This window comes from Pseudomonas sp. 8BK, assembly GCF_902506475.1.
GTDB lineage: Bacteria > Pseudomonadota > Gammaproteobacteria > Pseudomonadales > Pseudomonadaceae > Aquipseudomonas > Aquipseudomonas anguilliseptica.
Genome location: NZ_LR733252.1, coordinates 1,531,123 through 1,544,836, shown reverse-complemented (window position 1 = coordinate 1,544,836; position 13,714 = coordinate 1,531,123). Strand labels below are relative to the sequence as shown.

Annotated in this window: 15 protein-coding genes; 3 read left to right on the top strand and 12 right to left on the bottom strand. The window is 61.5% G+C overall.

All coding sequences use genetic code 11. The features are described from left to right. Positions 1 to 7: 7 nt before the first annotated feature. The 3 genes from ACIN8IBEIGE_RS07045 to ACIN8IBEIGE_RS07035 are packed head-to-tail and all read right to left on the bottom strand — an operon-like array spanning position 8 to position 2,364. On the bottom strand, positions 8 to 1,048 hold the full coding sequence (locus ACIN8IBEIGE_RS07045) for a heme A synthase (RefSeq protein ID WP_160014025.1): 1,041 nt from the start codon (positions 1,046 to 1,048) through the stop codon (positions 8 to 10). A gap of 25 nt (positions 1,049 to 1,073) precedes the next feature. Next, entirely contained in the window at positions 1,074 to 1,658 is a 585-nt protein-coding gene (locus tag ACIN8IBEIGE_RS07040) for a hypothetical protein (RefSeq protein ID WP_160014024.1), read from the bottom strand. Then, positions 1,633 to 2,364: an SURF1 family protein gene (locus ACIN8IBEIGE_RS07035; RefSeq protein WP_160014023.1), complete on the bottom strand. Its 732-nt coding sequence runs from the start codon at positions 2,362 to 2,364 to the stop codon at positions 1,633 to 1,635. Before ACIN8IBEIGE_RS07035 ends, ACIN8IBEIGE_RS07040 begins: the two co-directional genes overlap by 26 nt. 88 nt (positions 2,365 to 2,452) lie before the next feature. Here ACIN8IBEIGE_RS07035 and ACIN8IBEIGE_RS07030 point away from each other — a divergent pair, with 88 nt between their 5' ends. Further along, complete coding sequence (locus ACIN8IBEIGE_RS07030) at positions 2,453 to 2,656, top strand: twin transmembrane helix small protein (RefSeq protein ID WP_090378939.1); 204 nt, start codon at positions 2,453 to 2,455, stop codon at positions 2,654 to 2,656. Between the two features lie 5 nt (positions 2,657 to 2,661). On the opposite strand, the gene ACIN8IBEIGE_RS07025 is transcribed toward ACIN8IBEIGE_RS07030, so the two are convergent. The 4 genes from ACIN8IBEIGE_RS07025 to coxB are packed head-to-tail and all read right to left on the bottom strand — an operon-like array spanning position 2,662 to position 6,870. Further along, a complete protein-coding gene (locus ACIN8IBEIGE_RS07025; RefSeq protein WP_160014022.1) occupies positions 2,662 to 3,558 on the bottom strand; it encodes a cytochrome c oxidase subunit 3 in 897 nt (298 codons plus the stop codon). 12 nt (positions 3,559 to 3,570) lie between these two features. Further along, positions 3,571 to 4,125 carry a cytochrome c oxidase assembly protein gene (locus ACIN8IBEIGE_RS07020; protein WP_090378933.1) on the bottom strand — a complete coding sequence of 185 codons (555 nt, stop codon included), beginning with the start codon at positions 4,123 to 4,125 and terminating at the stop codon, positions 3,571 to 3,573. 11 nt (positions 4,126 to 4,136) lie between these two features. Beyond that, complete coding sequence (ctaD, locus tag ACIN8IBEIGE_RS07015) at positions 4,137 to 5,741, bottom strand: cytochrome c oxidase subunit I (RefSeq protein ID WP_160014021.1); 1,605 nt, start codon at positions 5,739 to 5,741, stop codon at positions 4,137 to 4,139. Positions 5,742 to 5,745: 4 nt separating this feature from the next. Further along, positions 5,746 to 6,870 carry a cytochrome c oxidase subunit II gene (coxB, locus tag ACIN8IBEIGE_RS07010; RefSeq protein WP_160014020.1) on the bottom strand — a complete coding sequence of 375 codons (1,125 nt, stop codon included), beginning with the start codon at positions 6,868 to 6,870 and terminating at the stop codon, positions 5,746 to 5,748. A 361-nt stretch (positions 6,871 to 7,231) separates the two neighbouring features. Here coxB and ACIN8IBEIGE_RS07005 point away from each other — a divergent pair, with 361 nt between their 5' ends. Continuing rightward, entirely contained in the window at positions 7,232 to 7,888 is a 657-nt protein-coding gene (locus ACIN8IBEIGE_RS07005) for a hypothetical protein (protein WP_160014019.1), read from the top strand. A gap of 29 nt (positions 7,889 to 7,917) precedes the next feature. Here ACIN8IBEIGE_RS07005 and ACIN8IBEIGE_RS07000 read toward each other — a convergent pair whose 3' ends face one another. The 3 genes from ACIN8IBEIGE_RS07000 to ACIN8IBEIGE_RS06990 all read right to left on the bottom strand — a co-directional run bounded on the left by ACIN8IBEIGE_RS07000 (position 7,918) and on the right by ACIN8IBEIGE_RS06990 (position 10,864). Then, complete coding sequence (locus ACIN8IBEIGE_RS07000; protein WP_160014018.1) at positions 7,918 to 8,646, bottom strand: carbonic anhydrase; 729 nt, start codon at positions 8,644 to 8,646, stop codon at positions 7,918 to 7,920. Positions 8,647 to 8,764: 118 nt separating this feature from the next. Continuing rightward, entirely contained in the window at positions 8,765 to 9,823 is a 1,059-nt protein-coding gene (locus ACIN8IBEIGE_RS06995; RefSeq protein WP_160014017.1) for a PA0069 family radical SAM protein, read from the bottom strand. Positions 9,824 to 9,925: 102 nt separating this feature from the next. After that, complete coding sequence (locus ACIN8IBEIGE_RS06990; RefSeq protein WP_178124387.1) at positions 9,926 to 10,864, bottom strand: AEC family transporter; 939 nt, start codon at positions 10,862 to 10,864, stop codon at positions 9,926 to 9,928. Positions 10,865 to 10,944: 80 nt separating this feature from the next. Between ACIN8IBEIGE_RS06990 and ACIN8IBEIGE_RS06985 the strand changes: the two genes are divergently transcribed. Then, entirely contained in the window at positions 10,945 to 11,349 is a 405-nt protein-coding gene (locus ACIN8IBEIGE_RS06985) for a GFA family protein (protein ID WP_160014016.1), read from the top strand. Here ACIN8IBEIGE_RS06985 and ACIN8IBEIGE_RS06980 read toward each other — a convergent pair. Both ACIN8IBEIGE_RS06980 and ACIN8IBEIGE_RS06975 read right to left on the bottom strand, forming a co-directional pair. Then, the gene (locus tag ACIN8IBEIGE_RS06980) at positions 11,346 to 13,298 is read right to left on the bottom strand and encodes a DUF4105 domain-containing protein (protein WP_160014015.1); all 1,953 of its coding nucleotides are present in this window, start codon (positions 13,296 to 13,298) and stop codon (positions 11,346 to 11,348) included. The two genes, ACIN8IBEIGE_RS06985 and ACIN8IBEIGE_RS06980, sit on opposite strands and share 4 nt — an antisense overlap. Further along, entirely contained in the window at positions 13,295 to 13,615 is a 321-nt protein-coding gene (locus ACIN8IBEIGE_RS06975) for a DUF2388 domain-containing protein (RefSeq protein ID WP_090378908.1), read from the bottom strand. Before ACIN8IBEIGE_RS06975 ends, ACIN8IBEIGE_RS06980 begins: the two co-directional genes overlap by 4 nt. Positions 13,616 to 13,714: the final 99 nt, after the last annotated feature.

Here is a 13,714-nt window from a genome sequence, read left to right as displayed (position 1 = left end):
GTTCTGGTTATTTGCCGGGCAGCGCGGCGAAACCGATGGACGTATCTGTCGCAGGGGATGCCAGCCGTGCAGGGCTGCGCAACCGGTAATTGGTCAGCACCAGTGTCAGCAGCAGCGCCGCACCGCCGAGGTTATGCGCCACGGCCACCAGCAACGGCAGATGAAACACCACATTGCTGATGCCCAGACTGATCTGCACCGCCAGCGCCAGCACCAGCAGCCCGGCCAGGCGCGCCAGGCCATGGCGCTTGAGTTGCCAGGCCAACAGCAGCAGCACCAGGGTGACCAGCAGCGCGCCGATACGGTGAGTCATATGGATGGCGGTACGGGCATCACTGTCGAGTTGGCCACCGAGGTAGTTGGGGCCGATATGCTGGGTCAGGTGAAAACCGTTGGCGAAGTCCATCGCCGGCCACCATTCGCCATGACAGGTGGGCAGATCGACGCAGGCGACAGCCGCGTAATTGCTGCTGACCCAGCCGCCGAGGGCGATCTGCCCGATCACCAGCAGCAGGCCGAGCGCCGCCAGGCTGCGCAGCCGCGCCGGCAGATAGGCCAAGGCGGCCACCTTGCCGGATAGGCGCAGGGTTAGAAGAAACAACAGACTGAGGGTGGCAAAGCCGCCCAGCAGATGCGCCGTAACGACTTGCGGCCAGAGTTTGAGGGTCACCGTCCACATGCCAAAGGCGGCCTGCAACGTCACCAGGCCTAGCAAAAACAGCGGCAGCTTGAGTGGCTGTCCCTCCTCGCCACGGCGGCGCAAAGCCTGTACAGCCAGGCCGAGAATCACCAGCCCCAGAGCGCCGGCAAAATAGCGGTGAATCATCTCGTACCAGCCCTTGGCCACTTCCACCGGCGCTTCGGGGAAGCGTGCCTCGGCCAGGGTCTGTTTATGCTCGCTCATCGGTACGCCGATAAAGCCGTAGCAACCCGGCCAGTCCGGGCAACCCAGGCCGGCGTGGGTCAAGCGGGTATAGGCACCGAGCAGCACCACCACAACCGCCAACAGCGTGGCGAACAGGGCAAAACGGTAACCGGGCTTGCTCATCATCAGTCCTTAGCCGTGGGCAGCATTAACCAATTTGCGAGATTTTCAGCAGATGCCGCAGATCGTTGAGAATCGCCTTGCCCTTGCTAGTGGTGTCATAACGCAGCACCAGATTGCCGTGCGGATCAATAATCCACAGCTGCGCGCCGGAGGCGGAGCCGGCCGTCTTGCCGTAGGCCTCCAGTTGCAGCTGATAGCGCGCCAGCTGCGGGTATTCACGGCGCAGCTGGGCGTCATAGTCGCCAGCGAGAGGTTTGGCAGAGGCCAGGCCATGGGCGGCACGGCCGACATCCCGGTTGAGGCCGATATGCACCTGGCGGGCGAGAAACACCAGCTCCTTGCAAGCCGCATCGCAGACATCCGGCACGGTCACCAGCAGTTGCCAGCGCTGCTCATCGACACCAAGCACACCGAGGTCGGCGCGGGTCTGCCCGGTGCCGATCAGTTCGCCGTGGTAGCTGCGGGTTTCCGGCACCCAGAAGCGCCACTGATACATGGCGCTGGCGAGGATCATCGGGCCTATGACCACGGCCAGAATCAGGATCAGTTGCAGCCGTCCACGGCGCCGCTGGCTGGGCGACCCTTCAGGCAGGGCGATGGCTGGGTTCATGGCGAGTCTCCCGCGCGTTAGATAGACCTAAATAGATAAACAGGCAGAGCAAGGCCGCCGCCAGGGCGAACCATTGCACGGCGTAACCCAGGTGCTTATCAGGGCTCATAGCAATAACCGGCCAATCGCTTTGAAATGACGCGGGGCCCGGCTCGATCCGTACTTCATAGCTCAGGCCCCCGCGCCCCAGTTGCTGCCACAGGGCGTCCGGCTTGACCTCGCTGACCACCTGCGGCCAGCCTGCGGTCGGTTGCGCACCCTGCAGCTGAAACGCTTCACCCAGCGGTACATACACCGTGGCCTGCAGACGCAGCGGGGTATCCGGGGTAGCGAAGGTTGGGCTGATGCGCCGGTCCGGCCAAGGCAGCCAGCCGCGATTGAGCAACAGCCAGAGACCGCTGGTTTGGTCATAGAAGGGTTGCAGCACTTCAACGCCGACCTTGCCGTCGCGGGTGCGGTTGTCCAGCAGCAAGGTATGCCGCGCATCGAAGAAGCCCTGCAGCTGCACGCGCTGGTACGCCGGATTGGGCTGGCGCTCCAGTTCATCGATGCTGATCGGTGCGGCCAGTTGCTGGGCCTGGTGTGCGGCCAGCAACTGGCGCTTTTCTTCGGCCCGCGCCAGCTGCCAGAAACCCAGGGCGATCAGGCAGGGAAACAGCAGCAGCACCAGTACGCAGGGCAGCCAGCCAGGACGGAAGGCGCTCATAGCAACCGTCCTGGAGCCCTGAACAAGCTGGCTATACTGCAGCTGAAGCGCATTTCCCTTCCCCCGAAGTTCCGCTTGGGAGTCACGCATGCTCAAAGCCGCGATCGTCCTGTTACTACTGGCTACTCTGGTCAGCCTGTTCAGTGGCCTGTTTTTTCTGGTCAAGGACGAAGGCCGCACCTCACGGGTGGTCAACGCGCTGACTGTGCGCGTGACCCTTACCGCACTGACCGTTGCCCTTATTGCCTGGGGCTTCTACAGCGGCCAACTGGTCACACATGTCACCTGGTAACCGCGTCACAGCACATAAACGAAGACAAACAGACCAATCCAAACCACATCCACAAAGTGCCAATACCAGGCCGCCGCCTCGAAGCCGAAGTGCTGCTCGGGGCTGAAATGACCACGGATCACCCGAATCAGCATGATGCTCAGCATCAGCGCCCCCAGGGTCACGTGGGCACCGTGAAAGCCAGTGAGCATAAAGAAGGTTGCGCCGTAGATGCCCGAGCCGAGCGTCAGACCCAGTTCGGTGTAGGCATGGATGTACTCCTCGACCTGCAGTACCAGAAAGGCGATGCCGAGAATCACTGTCAGTGCCAGCCACAGAGTCAGCGGTTTGCGGTGGTTCTTGCGTAACGCGTGGTGGGCAAAGGTCAGGGTGAAGCTGGAAGTGACCAGCAGAATGGTATTGATCAGCGGCAGACCCCAGGCGCTGATGGTGCCACTGGGTGCCGGGTAGAGCTTCGGATCAGGCGTGTTGAGCAACGGCCAGCTGTACTCGAAGCCCGGCCAAAGCATGTTGGCGATGCCCTTGTCGCCTTCCCCACCGAGCCAGGGACCGGCCCAGGTGCGCACGTAGAACAACACTCCGAAGAACGCGGCAAAGAACATCACCTCGGAGAAGATGAACCAGCTCATGCCCCAGCGGAATGAGCGATCCATCTGCGGGCTGTACATGCCGGAGCGGCTTTCCTTGATCACATTGCCGAACCAACCGAACAGCATATAGGCGAGAAACAACCCACCGATAAAGAAGATCAGCGGGCCGTTGGAGTCGGCACGATCGGCCTTCATATCGTTAAACCAGGTGCCTACGCCGTACACCGAAAACAGCATGCCCAGGGTGGCGATGATCGGCCACTTGCTCTGGGCCGGGACGTAATAGCTTTCGTGAGTTTCGTGACTCGACATTTATTGTTCTCCTTATGGAGCCGTCGCTTGTGCCACCGGCGGTTTGCGCACGGTGATATCAAACAAGGTGTAGGCCAGGGTCAGGTGGCGAACATCTGCCGGTAAGTCTCTATCGACGATAAAGCGCACCGGCATTTCGATACGCTCACCGGGTTGCAGTACCTGCTGGGTAAAGCAAAAACACTCGGTCTTGTGAAAGTAGGCAGCGGCTTTGGACGGCGCCACGCTGGGAATTGCCTGGGCGGTCATCGGCTTATCCGTAGGGTTGTAGGCGACAAACAGCATCTGCGTGCTTTCACCCGGATGCACCAGAAGCTCGTCGGCCTGAGGACCGAACTCCCAGACCATCTCAGCTGCATTGGTGGCGAGAAACTGCACCCGCACCTGGCGCGACTCATCGGTGCTTTGCAACCCGGCCTCATAGGCCCCGGCGGTTTTGCCGTTGATACCAAAGGCCTGGCACATCACGTCATAGATCGGCACCAGAGCGAAGCCGAAGCCGAACATGCCGACCACCACCAGTAAAAGGCGGATAACCAGACGGCGAGTCGACAGGGCTTCACTCATCGGTCGGCTCCCTATTTCACTTCAGGCGGCGAGGTGAAGGTGTGATAGGGCGCAGGCGACGGCACCGTCCACTCCAACCCTTCGGCACCATCCCAAGGCTTGGCTGCGGCGGGCTTGCCGCCACGAATGCACTTGATGACGATAAACAGGAACAGCAACTGGGTGGCACCGAACATAAAGGCGCCAATGCTCGACACCATGTTGAAGTTGGCAAACATCATGTTGTAGTCCGGAATGCGCCGCGGCATACCGGCCAGGCCGACAAAGTGCATCGGGAAGAACGCCAGGTTCATGCCGACGAAACTCATCCAGAAATGCAGCTTGCCGAGGGTCTCGTCATACATGTGCCCGGTCCATTTAGGCAGCCAGTAATAGGCTGAGGCAAAGATGCCGAAGATCGCTCCGGGCACCAGCACGTAATGGAAGTGCGCCACCACGAAGTAGGTGTCGTGGTACTGGAAGTCCGCCGGGGCGATGGCCAGCATCAGGCCGGAGAAACCGCCGATGGTGAACAGGATGACGAAGGCCACCGAGAACAGCATCGGTGTCTCAAAGGTCATCGAACCGCGCCACATGGTGCTGGCCCAGTTGAACACCTTCACCCCAGTCGGTACGGCAATCAGCATGGTGGCGTACATAAAGAACAGTTCGCCGGTCAACGGAATGCCGACGGTGAACATGTGGTGCGCCCAGACGATAAACGACAGAAAGGCGATGCTCGCCGTCGCATAGACCATCGAGGTGTAGCCAAACAGCGGCTTGCGGGCGAAGGCAGGAATGATCGAGCTGACGGCGCCGAAGGCCGGTAGGATCATGATGTACACCTCGGGATGGCCGAAGAACCAGAACACGTGCTGGAACAGCACTGGGTCACCGCCACCTGCAGCGCTAAAGAAGCTGGTGCCGAAGTGGATGTCCATCAGCATCATGGTCACGCAACCGGCCAGCACCGGCATCACCGCAATCAGCAGGAAAGCGGTGATCAGCCAGGTCCAGACGAACAGCGGCATCTTCATCAGGGTCATGCCGGGGGCACGCAGGTTAAGAATGGTGGCGACCACGTTGATCGCGCCCATGATCGAACTGATGCCCATTAGGTGCACGGCGAAGATAAAGAAGGTCACCGACTCCGGCGCGTAGGTGGTCGACAGCGGCGCATAGAAGGTCCAGCCGAAGTTGGGCCCGCCACCTTCCATGAACAGCGTACTGACCAACATGCCAAAGGCGGCCGGCAGCAGCCAGAAACTGAAGTTGTTCATCCGTGGCAGGGCCATGTCCGGCGCGCCAATCATCAGCGGAATCATCCAGTTGGCCAGACCGACGAAGGCCGGCATCACCGCACCAAAGACCATGATCAGGCCGTGCATGGTGGTCATCTGGTTGAAGAACTCCGGCTGCACGATCTGCAGGCCGGGTTGAAACAGCTCGGCACGAATCACCATGGCCATGCTGCCGCCCAACAGGAACATGGCGAAGCTGAACCACAGGTACATGGTGCCGATATCTTTGTGATTGGTGGTCAACACCCAGCGCATCAGGCCCTTGGCCGGGCCGTGGTGATGGTCATGTCCGGCATGACCGTGGCCAGCGTGGCCCGGATCGATCACTGCACTCATGTCCTTACTCCTGAGCCTGTTTGAACGCGAGGATGTCTTTCGGCGTGACCATGTCGCCTACCGCATTGCCCCAGGCGTTGCGTTCGTAGGTGATGATCGCGGCGATATCGACTTCCGAGAGCTGCTTGCCAAAAGCGGCCATCGACGTGCCCGGCTTGCCGTTGACCACGATACTGATATGCCCTTTTGCCTCACCCTTGGCGATGGCCGAGCCTTTGAGTGCCGGGAACATCGGCGGCAGGCCTTCACCGGTTGGCTGGTGGCAGGACGCGCAGTTGGTCTGGTAGGACTTCTCGCCACGCGCCATCAGCTCGTCCATGGTCCACTCTTTAGTAGTCAGCTCACGTTCGGCCGCCGCGGCGGCCTTGCGCTCGGCGAGCCAGGCGGCGTAGTCCTCTTTCGACTTGACTTCAACCACCACAGGCATAAAGCCGTGATCCTTGCCGCACAACTCGGTGCACTGGCCACGGTAGATGCCTGGCTCGTCGATACGCGTCCAGGATTCGTTGATAAAACCGGGGATAGCGTCCTTCTTCACCGCAAGTGCCGGCACCCACCAGGAGTGAATCACGTCGGCGGCAGTGATCAGAAAGCGCACTTTGGTGCCGACCGGCACCACCAACGGCTCGTCCACCTCGAGCAGGTAGTGCTCACCCTTGGTAGCCTTGTTGTTGATCTGATCCTTGGGCGTGGTCAGGTTGCTGAAGAACTCGACATCTTCACCCAAGTATTTGTAATGCCATTTCCATTGATAGCCCGTGACCTGAATATCCAACTCGGATTCGCTGGAGTCGTAGATATCGATCAGGGTCTTGGTCGCCGGTATCGCCATCAGCACCAGAATCACCAACGGCACGACCGTCCAGAGGATCTCGACCGTGGTGCTTTCATGGAAGTGCGCAGGTTCCTGGCCCGTCGAGCGACGGTGGACGAGCATCGACCAGAACATCGCGCCGAACACGATCACGCCAATCACGACGCAGATCCAGAAGATCGTCATGTGCAAGTCAAATACTGAGCGGCTGACCTCGGTGGCACCCGGCGTCATGTTGACGCCCCAGCTGGCGTGCGCCGAGCTGAATACCAGCCACAACAGGAGGCCCATCCAGACTCGTGGATGTCGCATCATTGCGGGTTCCCCTTGATTGTTCTTGTTATCCCGCCGAATCGCTCAGTGGCTAATTCTTCGCACATTTCACGGTGAAAATGCCTGCGAAGACTGTCCATGCCGCAGTCGATTCGGAGTTATCAGGTACTGCCTTTCGAATTCGAGTATAGACACGGACTTGCACCTGGCAACGCGAAAGCCGAAATGAACAACAGACTACAAGGCACGCGCTAGAGACCGCGGCTGGCGCGGGATAGGCAGGGGCGGCGAGTGCGGCATATAGCCGACTCGCATAACTGTTTAATAATTATGACAATCGAGTCTTAGCCGAGGCGTTCAGCCAGCTAAGGTTCTCGCCCATGTCCTCATTTCAGGAGCAGTCATGAACATCGCCGCTTTGCACGCACTGATCCAGCGTGCGCACCAGCACGAAGCCAGTACGGGTCACCTGGCCAGCCAAATGCAGGCCCACATGGGCCAGTTGCATCCGTCTATCCGCCTGCCCAACGAAGACACTCAAGGTGTGCTGCAGCGTTTTGTCAGCGCCTATATCGAGCAGGTGCCGGAACTGTTGCAAGCCGCTCATCAGGTATCGCAGGAAGCGGGGATCGAGGCGCAGATCAAGCCGGTACTCAAGGTTGCCGAGCAGTTTTTCCTACAGCCACCAGCGCTGATGGCCGGTCACGAAGGGCTGGAGGGATTGCTGGATGAGGCTTATCTGGCCCATCGTCTGGTCGAAGAAGTGAATGATCGCTACATCACCCACCTGGGCGCACCGTTGATTCCGCTGGATACCACGGTGGCCAACCTGATCGCCCACCAGCTGATCGGCGAAGCCTTCGCCAACCAGTTGGATGAGGCGGTACACCATGCCGTCGACGGTATGCTCGACGTTACCAGCTTTGCCAAGGACTCGGTGCAGGCCTACCGCGAGCGCCTGCACAACCCACAAACCGACGCGGCCTGGCAGCGCTGGCCGTGCCTGTCGCGGCAGCTCGGGGTTGAGCTGCAGCTGGATGAAACCCGCGCGGCGGGTTAGCAGGCCTTAACCCCTCGCGCGTTTGCCGACTAGCTGCTCGGCAGATAGCGCGCGCGCGGGGTGGCCATCGGCAGTGGGCCGTCGCCGATCAGGCGGAATTCGCCTTTCTCCGCGTCGTAAGCCTTGATCTCGCTGGTTTCGATGTCATACACCCAGCCGTGGATAAACAGCTGGCCGCTGGCCACGCGTGCCGCCACCGACGGGTGGGTGCACAGGTGATTGAGCTGGGCTACCACGTTCTCCTCGGTGAGAATGCCCAGCCTGTCATGGCCTTCGCAGCCGCAGTTCGCCTCGACCACCTTGAGCGCCACTTCGCTGTGGCGCAGCCAGGCCTTCACCGTCGGCATGCTCTCCAGGGTTTCGGGGGCCAGCACGGCCTTCATCGCACCGCAGTCAGAGTGGCCGCAGACGATGATGTGTTGCACGCCCAACGCCAGCACCGCGTACTCGATGGCAGTGGATACCCCACCCATCATCTGCCCGTAGGCCGGCACCACGTTGCCAACGTTACGGTTGACGAACAGGTCGCCCGGCGAGCTCTGAGTGATCAGCTCTGGCACCACCCGCGAGTCGGCGCAGGTGATAAACATCGCGCGCGGGTTCTGTGCGGTGGCGAGCTTTTTGAACAGTTCTTCCTGCTGCGGAAAGATTTCGCTGCGAAAGCGCTTGAAACCATCGACGATGGTCTGCAGGGCTTCTTCGGCACTCTCAGTGCCTGTGCGCCCTTGCAGCGGAATCAACTGATGCTTGTATGGCATGTTTGCGACCTCTGAACCTGAAAAAACCTGCTAAAGCGACAGCCAAGCAGGCTGGCAAGTCACATGCCAAGTGTTACTGCCTCGAACCCTGACGGCAACCTTTAACGGTGCCTGCCCGTTAGAGCAGCGCAAGCTGACCACCCGGCGGACAGAAGCGCGTGCAGTCCAGGTTAAACGCTTCGCGTCGATTCAAGCCCAGGCGCTTGCTGGCCAGGGAAAAACGTTGCGCGAGCAGTTCTGCAAACGCCCCTTCACCACGAAAACGCTGACCAAAGCGGCTGTCATACAGCGCGCCGCCACGGCTCTGCCGAATCAGGCTCAGTACATGCTCGGCGCGCTGCGGATAGTGCGCCTGCAACCACTCCTCGAATAACGGCGCCACTTCACGCGGCAGGCGCAACAGCATGTAATTGGCACTTTGCGCACCAGCCTCCTTGGCAGCCGTCAGCAAGTGCTCCAGTTCCATGTCGTTGATCATCGGGATCATCGGCGAGCACAGCACACCGACCGGAATACGCTTGTCACGCAGTACGCGAATCGCCCGCAGGCGCGCTGCCGGCGCAGCGGCGCGCGGTTCCATGATGCGTTTGAGTTCGTCGTCCAGAGTGGTCAGGCTGATCATCACCCCCACCAGACGCTGCTGCGCCAGTTCAGTGAGCAGATCGAGATCACGCAGAATCAACGCACCCTTGGTGACGATAGTGACTGGGTGACGGTAGTCGAGCAGTACCTTGAGGCTGTTGCGAGTCAGCAGGTGCTGACGCTCGATCGGTTGATAAGGATCGGTGTTGGAACCCAGGTTGATCGGCGCGCAGACATAGCCAGGCTTGCTCAGCTGCTGTTCAAGCAGGGCCACGGCATTGGTCTTGGCGATCAGCTTGGTTTCGAAATCCAGCCCTGGCGACAGGTCCCAGTAAGCGTGGCTGGGCCTGGCGTAGCAATAAATGCAGCCATGTTCACAGCCGCGGTAGGGATTGAGCGAGCGGTCAAACGGCAGGTCCGGAGACTGGTTGCGGGTGATGATGCTTTTCGCGGTTTCACTGCGCACCTCGGTCGCCCGGCTGGGCGGCACCTCCTGCAGCCAGCCATCGTCAGTGGCGATAATGCGCTGCGAGGCAAAGCGGTTATGCGGATTACTGGCGGTACCGCGACCGCGTGGGGGCAGAGAAACGGACATGGGCTGGCTCCATAAATTACTGTATATAAATACAGCAATTTATCTGCATCACCAAGCGCCAGCCGTCCGCCTGCCCCGCCCCGCCCCGCCCCGGGATATGAATCAGCCCGCCACCAGTAGCAACAACAGCGGCAAACTGGCCGCCGCCAGCAAGGTCTGCAAGGTGATGATGCCGGCCATCAGTTGGCTGTCACCGCCCAGCTGCCGGGTCAATACATAGGCCGTTGGCGCGGTTGGCAAAGCAAAGAACAGCACCAACACGGTGCTTTCCATCGCCGGCAACTGCAGACCATAGGCCACCGCCCAGGCCAGCATCGGCATGCCCAGCAGGCGCAGCAGGCTGTTCCACCCCAGGGCCGGAATCTCGCCGCCCAACTGTTCAGGTTTCAGCGCCGCGCCAACGCAAAGCAGACCCAGCGGCAGGCTGGCCGCAGCCAGCAGACTGAGCAGCCGGTCACTGCCGCCCGGCAGGCCAAGGCCACTGAGGTTGACCAGCGCACCGCCCAGGCAGGCAAGGATCAACGGATTCTTCAGGATCGGCAGCAACAGGCTGCGCGCACTGACGCCACGCTCGGCGGTCAGCGACCAGACTGACAGCACATTCACCGTCGGCACCATCAGGGCGAGCATGATGGCCGCCAAAGTCAGGCCTTCCTGGCCGAACAGGCTGCCCACCGCCGCCAGGCCGAGGTAGGTGTTGAACCGCAGAATGCCTTGGCTGAACGCGCCAAAACGCCCCGCTGGCCAGCCCCGTACGCGTCGCACCAGCAACAGTGCCAGCCAGGCGATACCCAGCGCCAGCAGCACGGCCAAACCCAGGCGCGGTAACGCCGGATTATCCAGCGGCGCGGTTGCCAGGCTGCTGAACAGCAGCGCCGGGAACAGCATGAAATAGTTCAGCCGCTCGGCACCCGGCCAGAACGCCTCATTGGGGAACGTCCAGCGGCGCAGGTAATACCCGGCGACGATCAAGGCAAACAGCGGCCACAAGGCCAACAACAGCTCCAGCACGGCAACCTCCAGCCACAGGCAAGCCGCCATCTTGAGCAGGCGCAGGGGGTGACGCAAGATCGACGTCGGGATTAGGCTGGTTTATCTGACCGTCACGACGAGAACGCCCTATGTCTGCTTTCCATCAAGGCGGTTGCCACTGCGGGGCCATGCGCTATCAGTTCGCGGCGCCACTGCAGGACATCGCCCACTGTCATTGCAGCATCTGCCGACGCAGCACGGGTGGCATCGTCACCACCTGGATCACCGTGCCGCTGGCGAGCTTTCACTGGCTGGCCGGCATGCCGCGCGAGTACGCCTCATCTTCCAGCTGCACGCGCTATTTCTGTGGGCAATGCGGCGCACATCTGGCGTTGTTCACCCAACTCAGTCCGGAAACCCTGGATGTGACCGTCGCAACGCTGGACGCACCGGCGCAGGCCCCGGCGGATCGGCATATCTGGGTGCAAAGCCGTCTGCCCTGGCTGCACCTCGACCCGCAGTTGCCCGAAGAAGATCAGGAACTCATGGACTAGGGCAACTGCAGGCCGCCGCCGGCTTTGTGCAGGGCGCGCAGATGCTTGCCCAGTTGTGTCAGGTTGGTTTCAGTGGCTTGTAGCTCGGCCAAACGAGCCGGCTCCAGCAGGGTGCGCACTTCCTGGTCGAGGTTGTCGCTGAGCTGACGCAATTGCTGCTGCCGCGCCTGGCTCTCGGTTTCCAGTCGTTGCCATTCGGCGCGCTGCGGCAGGCCGTAGCCGCCTTCAAGCAACTCCGCCGGGCGACTGAGAAAACCGCTATTGGCGAGGATCTGCTGCAACGCGCCACCGGCCTTGTTCAATGTGGGGTCAACGCCATCTCGGCCGCTGAGGTAGCGGCGCTTAAGCTCATCCTGAGCCAGTAACAGTTGTCGGCGCAGTGCCGCCTGTTCGAGCAGCAGCAGGGCTGCGCTGGTACGCAGATCGGCCCGGGCGAACCAGGGTTGGCGCTTTTCGGCTGGCTGGGCCAGCCAGTCCTCGACTTGCGTCTGCTCAATCGGCAGCTGCGCCTGCAGCACACTGAACATGGCCTGGTAACGGTCACGGAACGAGTCGAAGCGATAGCCCAGTCGCAACGCCTCGGCAGCGTCAGCCAGTACGCTGCGGTCGGCCAGATCGCGCGCCACCAGGGTGTCGAGCAGGCCGTTGGGCATGATGCTGTCGAGCGCATGCAGGCGCGGGTGCTGGCTGCCGCTGCGCAACAACTTGAGGGTTTCCACGGCGCAGTTGTTGGAGATAAACCAGTAGTTGCCGTCGTAGCTCCAGTGCTGCTCGGCGGCGCGGGTAACCAGTTGCTCCAGCTGGGTGCGGTCCAACTTGAGCGGCACCGAGGCCAGGCTGCGCAGCTCGACCTTGGTGTATTCCTCGATCACCTGCTCCAGCGGCAGGACGAACAGCCGCGACTGATACACACCGGTCAGACCATCCCAGCTGGACAGCTGCACATCGCCGACAAAGGCGCGGTAGGACAACACCAGATGCTCCTGCAAATCCAGCCGGCAATCCGGCCCCAGCGGCCGCCCAGGCGCACAGATGACCAGACGCAGCATGCTGTGGCCCCAGCGGCTGGCCAGCGCGTCGTTGGCTTCGGCCAGCAGGTAATCCACCTGATAGACCCGCTGCGGGTCGATGCTGCCCAGCGGCTGGCGCGCGAAGTCGCGCCCGGCATTCAGGTAGGCCAGACCTTCGGCACAGGGCTGCTGATTTGCCGGCGTCCAGGCGAAGTGCGCGCTCAGGTAGCGCGCCAGAGAGGGACGGCGACAGGCGTAGCTGGGGTCGAGGAGGAAATACTCCATGTTGACCGCGAGAAACTCGCGCGGGTTGCTCAGCTCGTAGCTATCCGGACTGCGCGCGACCTGATGATTGTCCGGCTCGCGCGCACCACGCCGGCCGACCTGCTGTGGCCAACCGGCCAGGTCGAGCAGTAGCGGATCATCGCTCAGGGTGAAGCGCCGCGCCGTTTGCCCGCGGCAGTGATCCGGTAGGCCAACAGCCCCCAAAGTCTGCTCGCGCCGCCGACACTGGCGTTGCAACTGCCGCTCTGCCTGCGGCCAGAGCAGGGCGCGGTCATATAGATGAGTGATTTCATGCAGCACGGTCGCCAGCAACTCTCGGCGCACGCTGCCATGGGGTCGATTGGTCAGGGTGGTGGCGCTACTGCCGTCGCTTAACCCAGGCAGCAACGCGGCATTCAGTTCGATGCCGCTAAACCGCCCAGCGCGGCCATACACCTGCGCAGGCAGATTGCGCCAGCGCACGCTGACATGGCGATCGAGTTGCTGTTTGAGGCGTGGCGGCAACGCGGCCAAGGCATCTTGCAGCAGTTGCTGGCTAGCCTGGCGCTCAGCAGAGCTGAGTTCGGCGTCCGTGAGCTGCAAGCGCAACTCGGCCTGGCTGCAGGTGCTGGCCAGTAGCGCAAACCCGAGCAGCCAGGTACGCGGCCAACTCACAGCGCCAAAATGGCTTCGGCCAGTACCAGGTCGGAGGCGCCTCGCGCCTCAGGCACTTGGCTACGAATGGTGCCGATGGCCGCTTCCAGCTGGGCGCCACGGATCTGCCCTTGGCTGGCGACAAAGCTGGCTGCATCATCACGCGCCGCCAGCACGACCTTCGAATCACGGATAGAGGTTGTGGTATCCGAAGTGAAATCCAGGGTGCGATCCAGCGCGCGCACAATAATATTGCTGGTCGCCACCAGGGTTTGCGCCTGTGCGGTGGCACTGAGCAGTACAGCCGCGACCAGGGTGCTGAGCAAGATAGGGCGCATTGCATCTCCAAAGTTCAGCCATTATGTCGGTTGGACCGGCTTAGACGGGCAGTGTGCCACACAGTTCCGCCAGCGCTTCTGGCTAAGCGCTGGCGGTGT

Excerpts from the sequence above, each read along its gene's own strand:
- ACIN8IBEIGE_RS07045 (WP_160014025.1), bottom strand. The coding sequence starts at position 1,048 with ATGAGCAAGCCCGGTTACCGTTTTGCCCTGTTCGCCACGCTGTTGGCG.
- ACIN8IBEIGE_RS07040 (WP_160014024.1), bottom strand. The coding sequence starts at position 1,658 with ATGAACCCAGCCATCGCCCTGCCTGAAGGGTCGCCCAGCCAGCGGCGC.
- ACIN8IBEIGE_RS07035 (WP_160014023.1), bottom strand. The coding sequence starts at position 2,364 with ATGAGCGCCTTCCGTCCTGGCTGGCTGCCCTGCGTACTGGTGCTGCTG.
- ACIN8IBEIGE_RS07030 (WP_090378939.1), top strand. The coding sequence starts at position 2,453 with ATGCTCAAAGCCGCGATCGTCCTGTTACTACTGGCTACTCTGGTCAGC.
- ACIN8IBEIGE_RS07025 (WP_160014022.1), bottom strand. The coding sequence starts at position 3,558 with ATGTCGAGTCACGAAACTCACGAAAGCTATTACGTCCCGGCCCAGAGC.
- ACIN8IBEIGE_RS07020 (WP_090378933.1), bottom strand. The coding sequence starts at position 4,125 with ATGAGTGAAGCCCTGTCGACTCGCCGTCTGGTTATCCGCCTTTTACTG.
- ctaD (WP_160014021.1), bottom strand. The coding sequence starts at position 5,741 with ATGAGTGCAGTGATCGATCCGGGCCACGCTGGCCACGGTCATGCCGGA.
- coxB (WP_160014020.1), bottom strand. The coding sequence starts at position 6,870 with ATGATGCGACATCCACGAGTCTGGATGGGCCTCCTGTTGTGGCTGGTA.
- ACIN8IBEIGE_RS07005 (WP_160014019.1), top strand. The coding sequence starts at position 7,232 with ATGAACATCGCCGCTTTGCACGCACTGATCCAGCGTGCGCACCAGCAC.
- ACIN8IBEIGE_RS07000 (WP_160014018.1), bottom strand. The coding sequence starts at position 8,646 with ATGCCATACAAGCATCAGTTGATTCCGCTGCAAGGGCGCACAGGCACT.
- ACIN8IBEIGE_RS06995 (WP_160014017.1), bottom strand. The coding sequence starts at position 9,823 with ATGTCCGTTTCTCTGCCCCCACGCGGTCGCGGTACCGCCAGTAATCCG.
- ACIN8IBEIGE_RS06990 (WP_178124387.1), bottom strand. The coding sequence starts at position 10,864 with ATGGCGGCTTGCCTGTGGCTGGAGGTTGCCGTGCTGGAGCTGTTGTTG.
- ACIN8IBEIGE_RS06985 (WP_160014016.1), top strand. The coding sequence starts at position 10,945 with ATGTCTGCTTTCCATCAAGGCGGTTGCCACTGCGGGGCCATGCGCTAT.
- ACIN8IBEIGE_RS06975 (WP_090378908.1), bottom strand. The coding sequence starts at position 13,615 with ATGCGCCCTATCTTGCTCAGCACCCTGGTCGCGGCTGTACTGCTCAGT.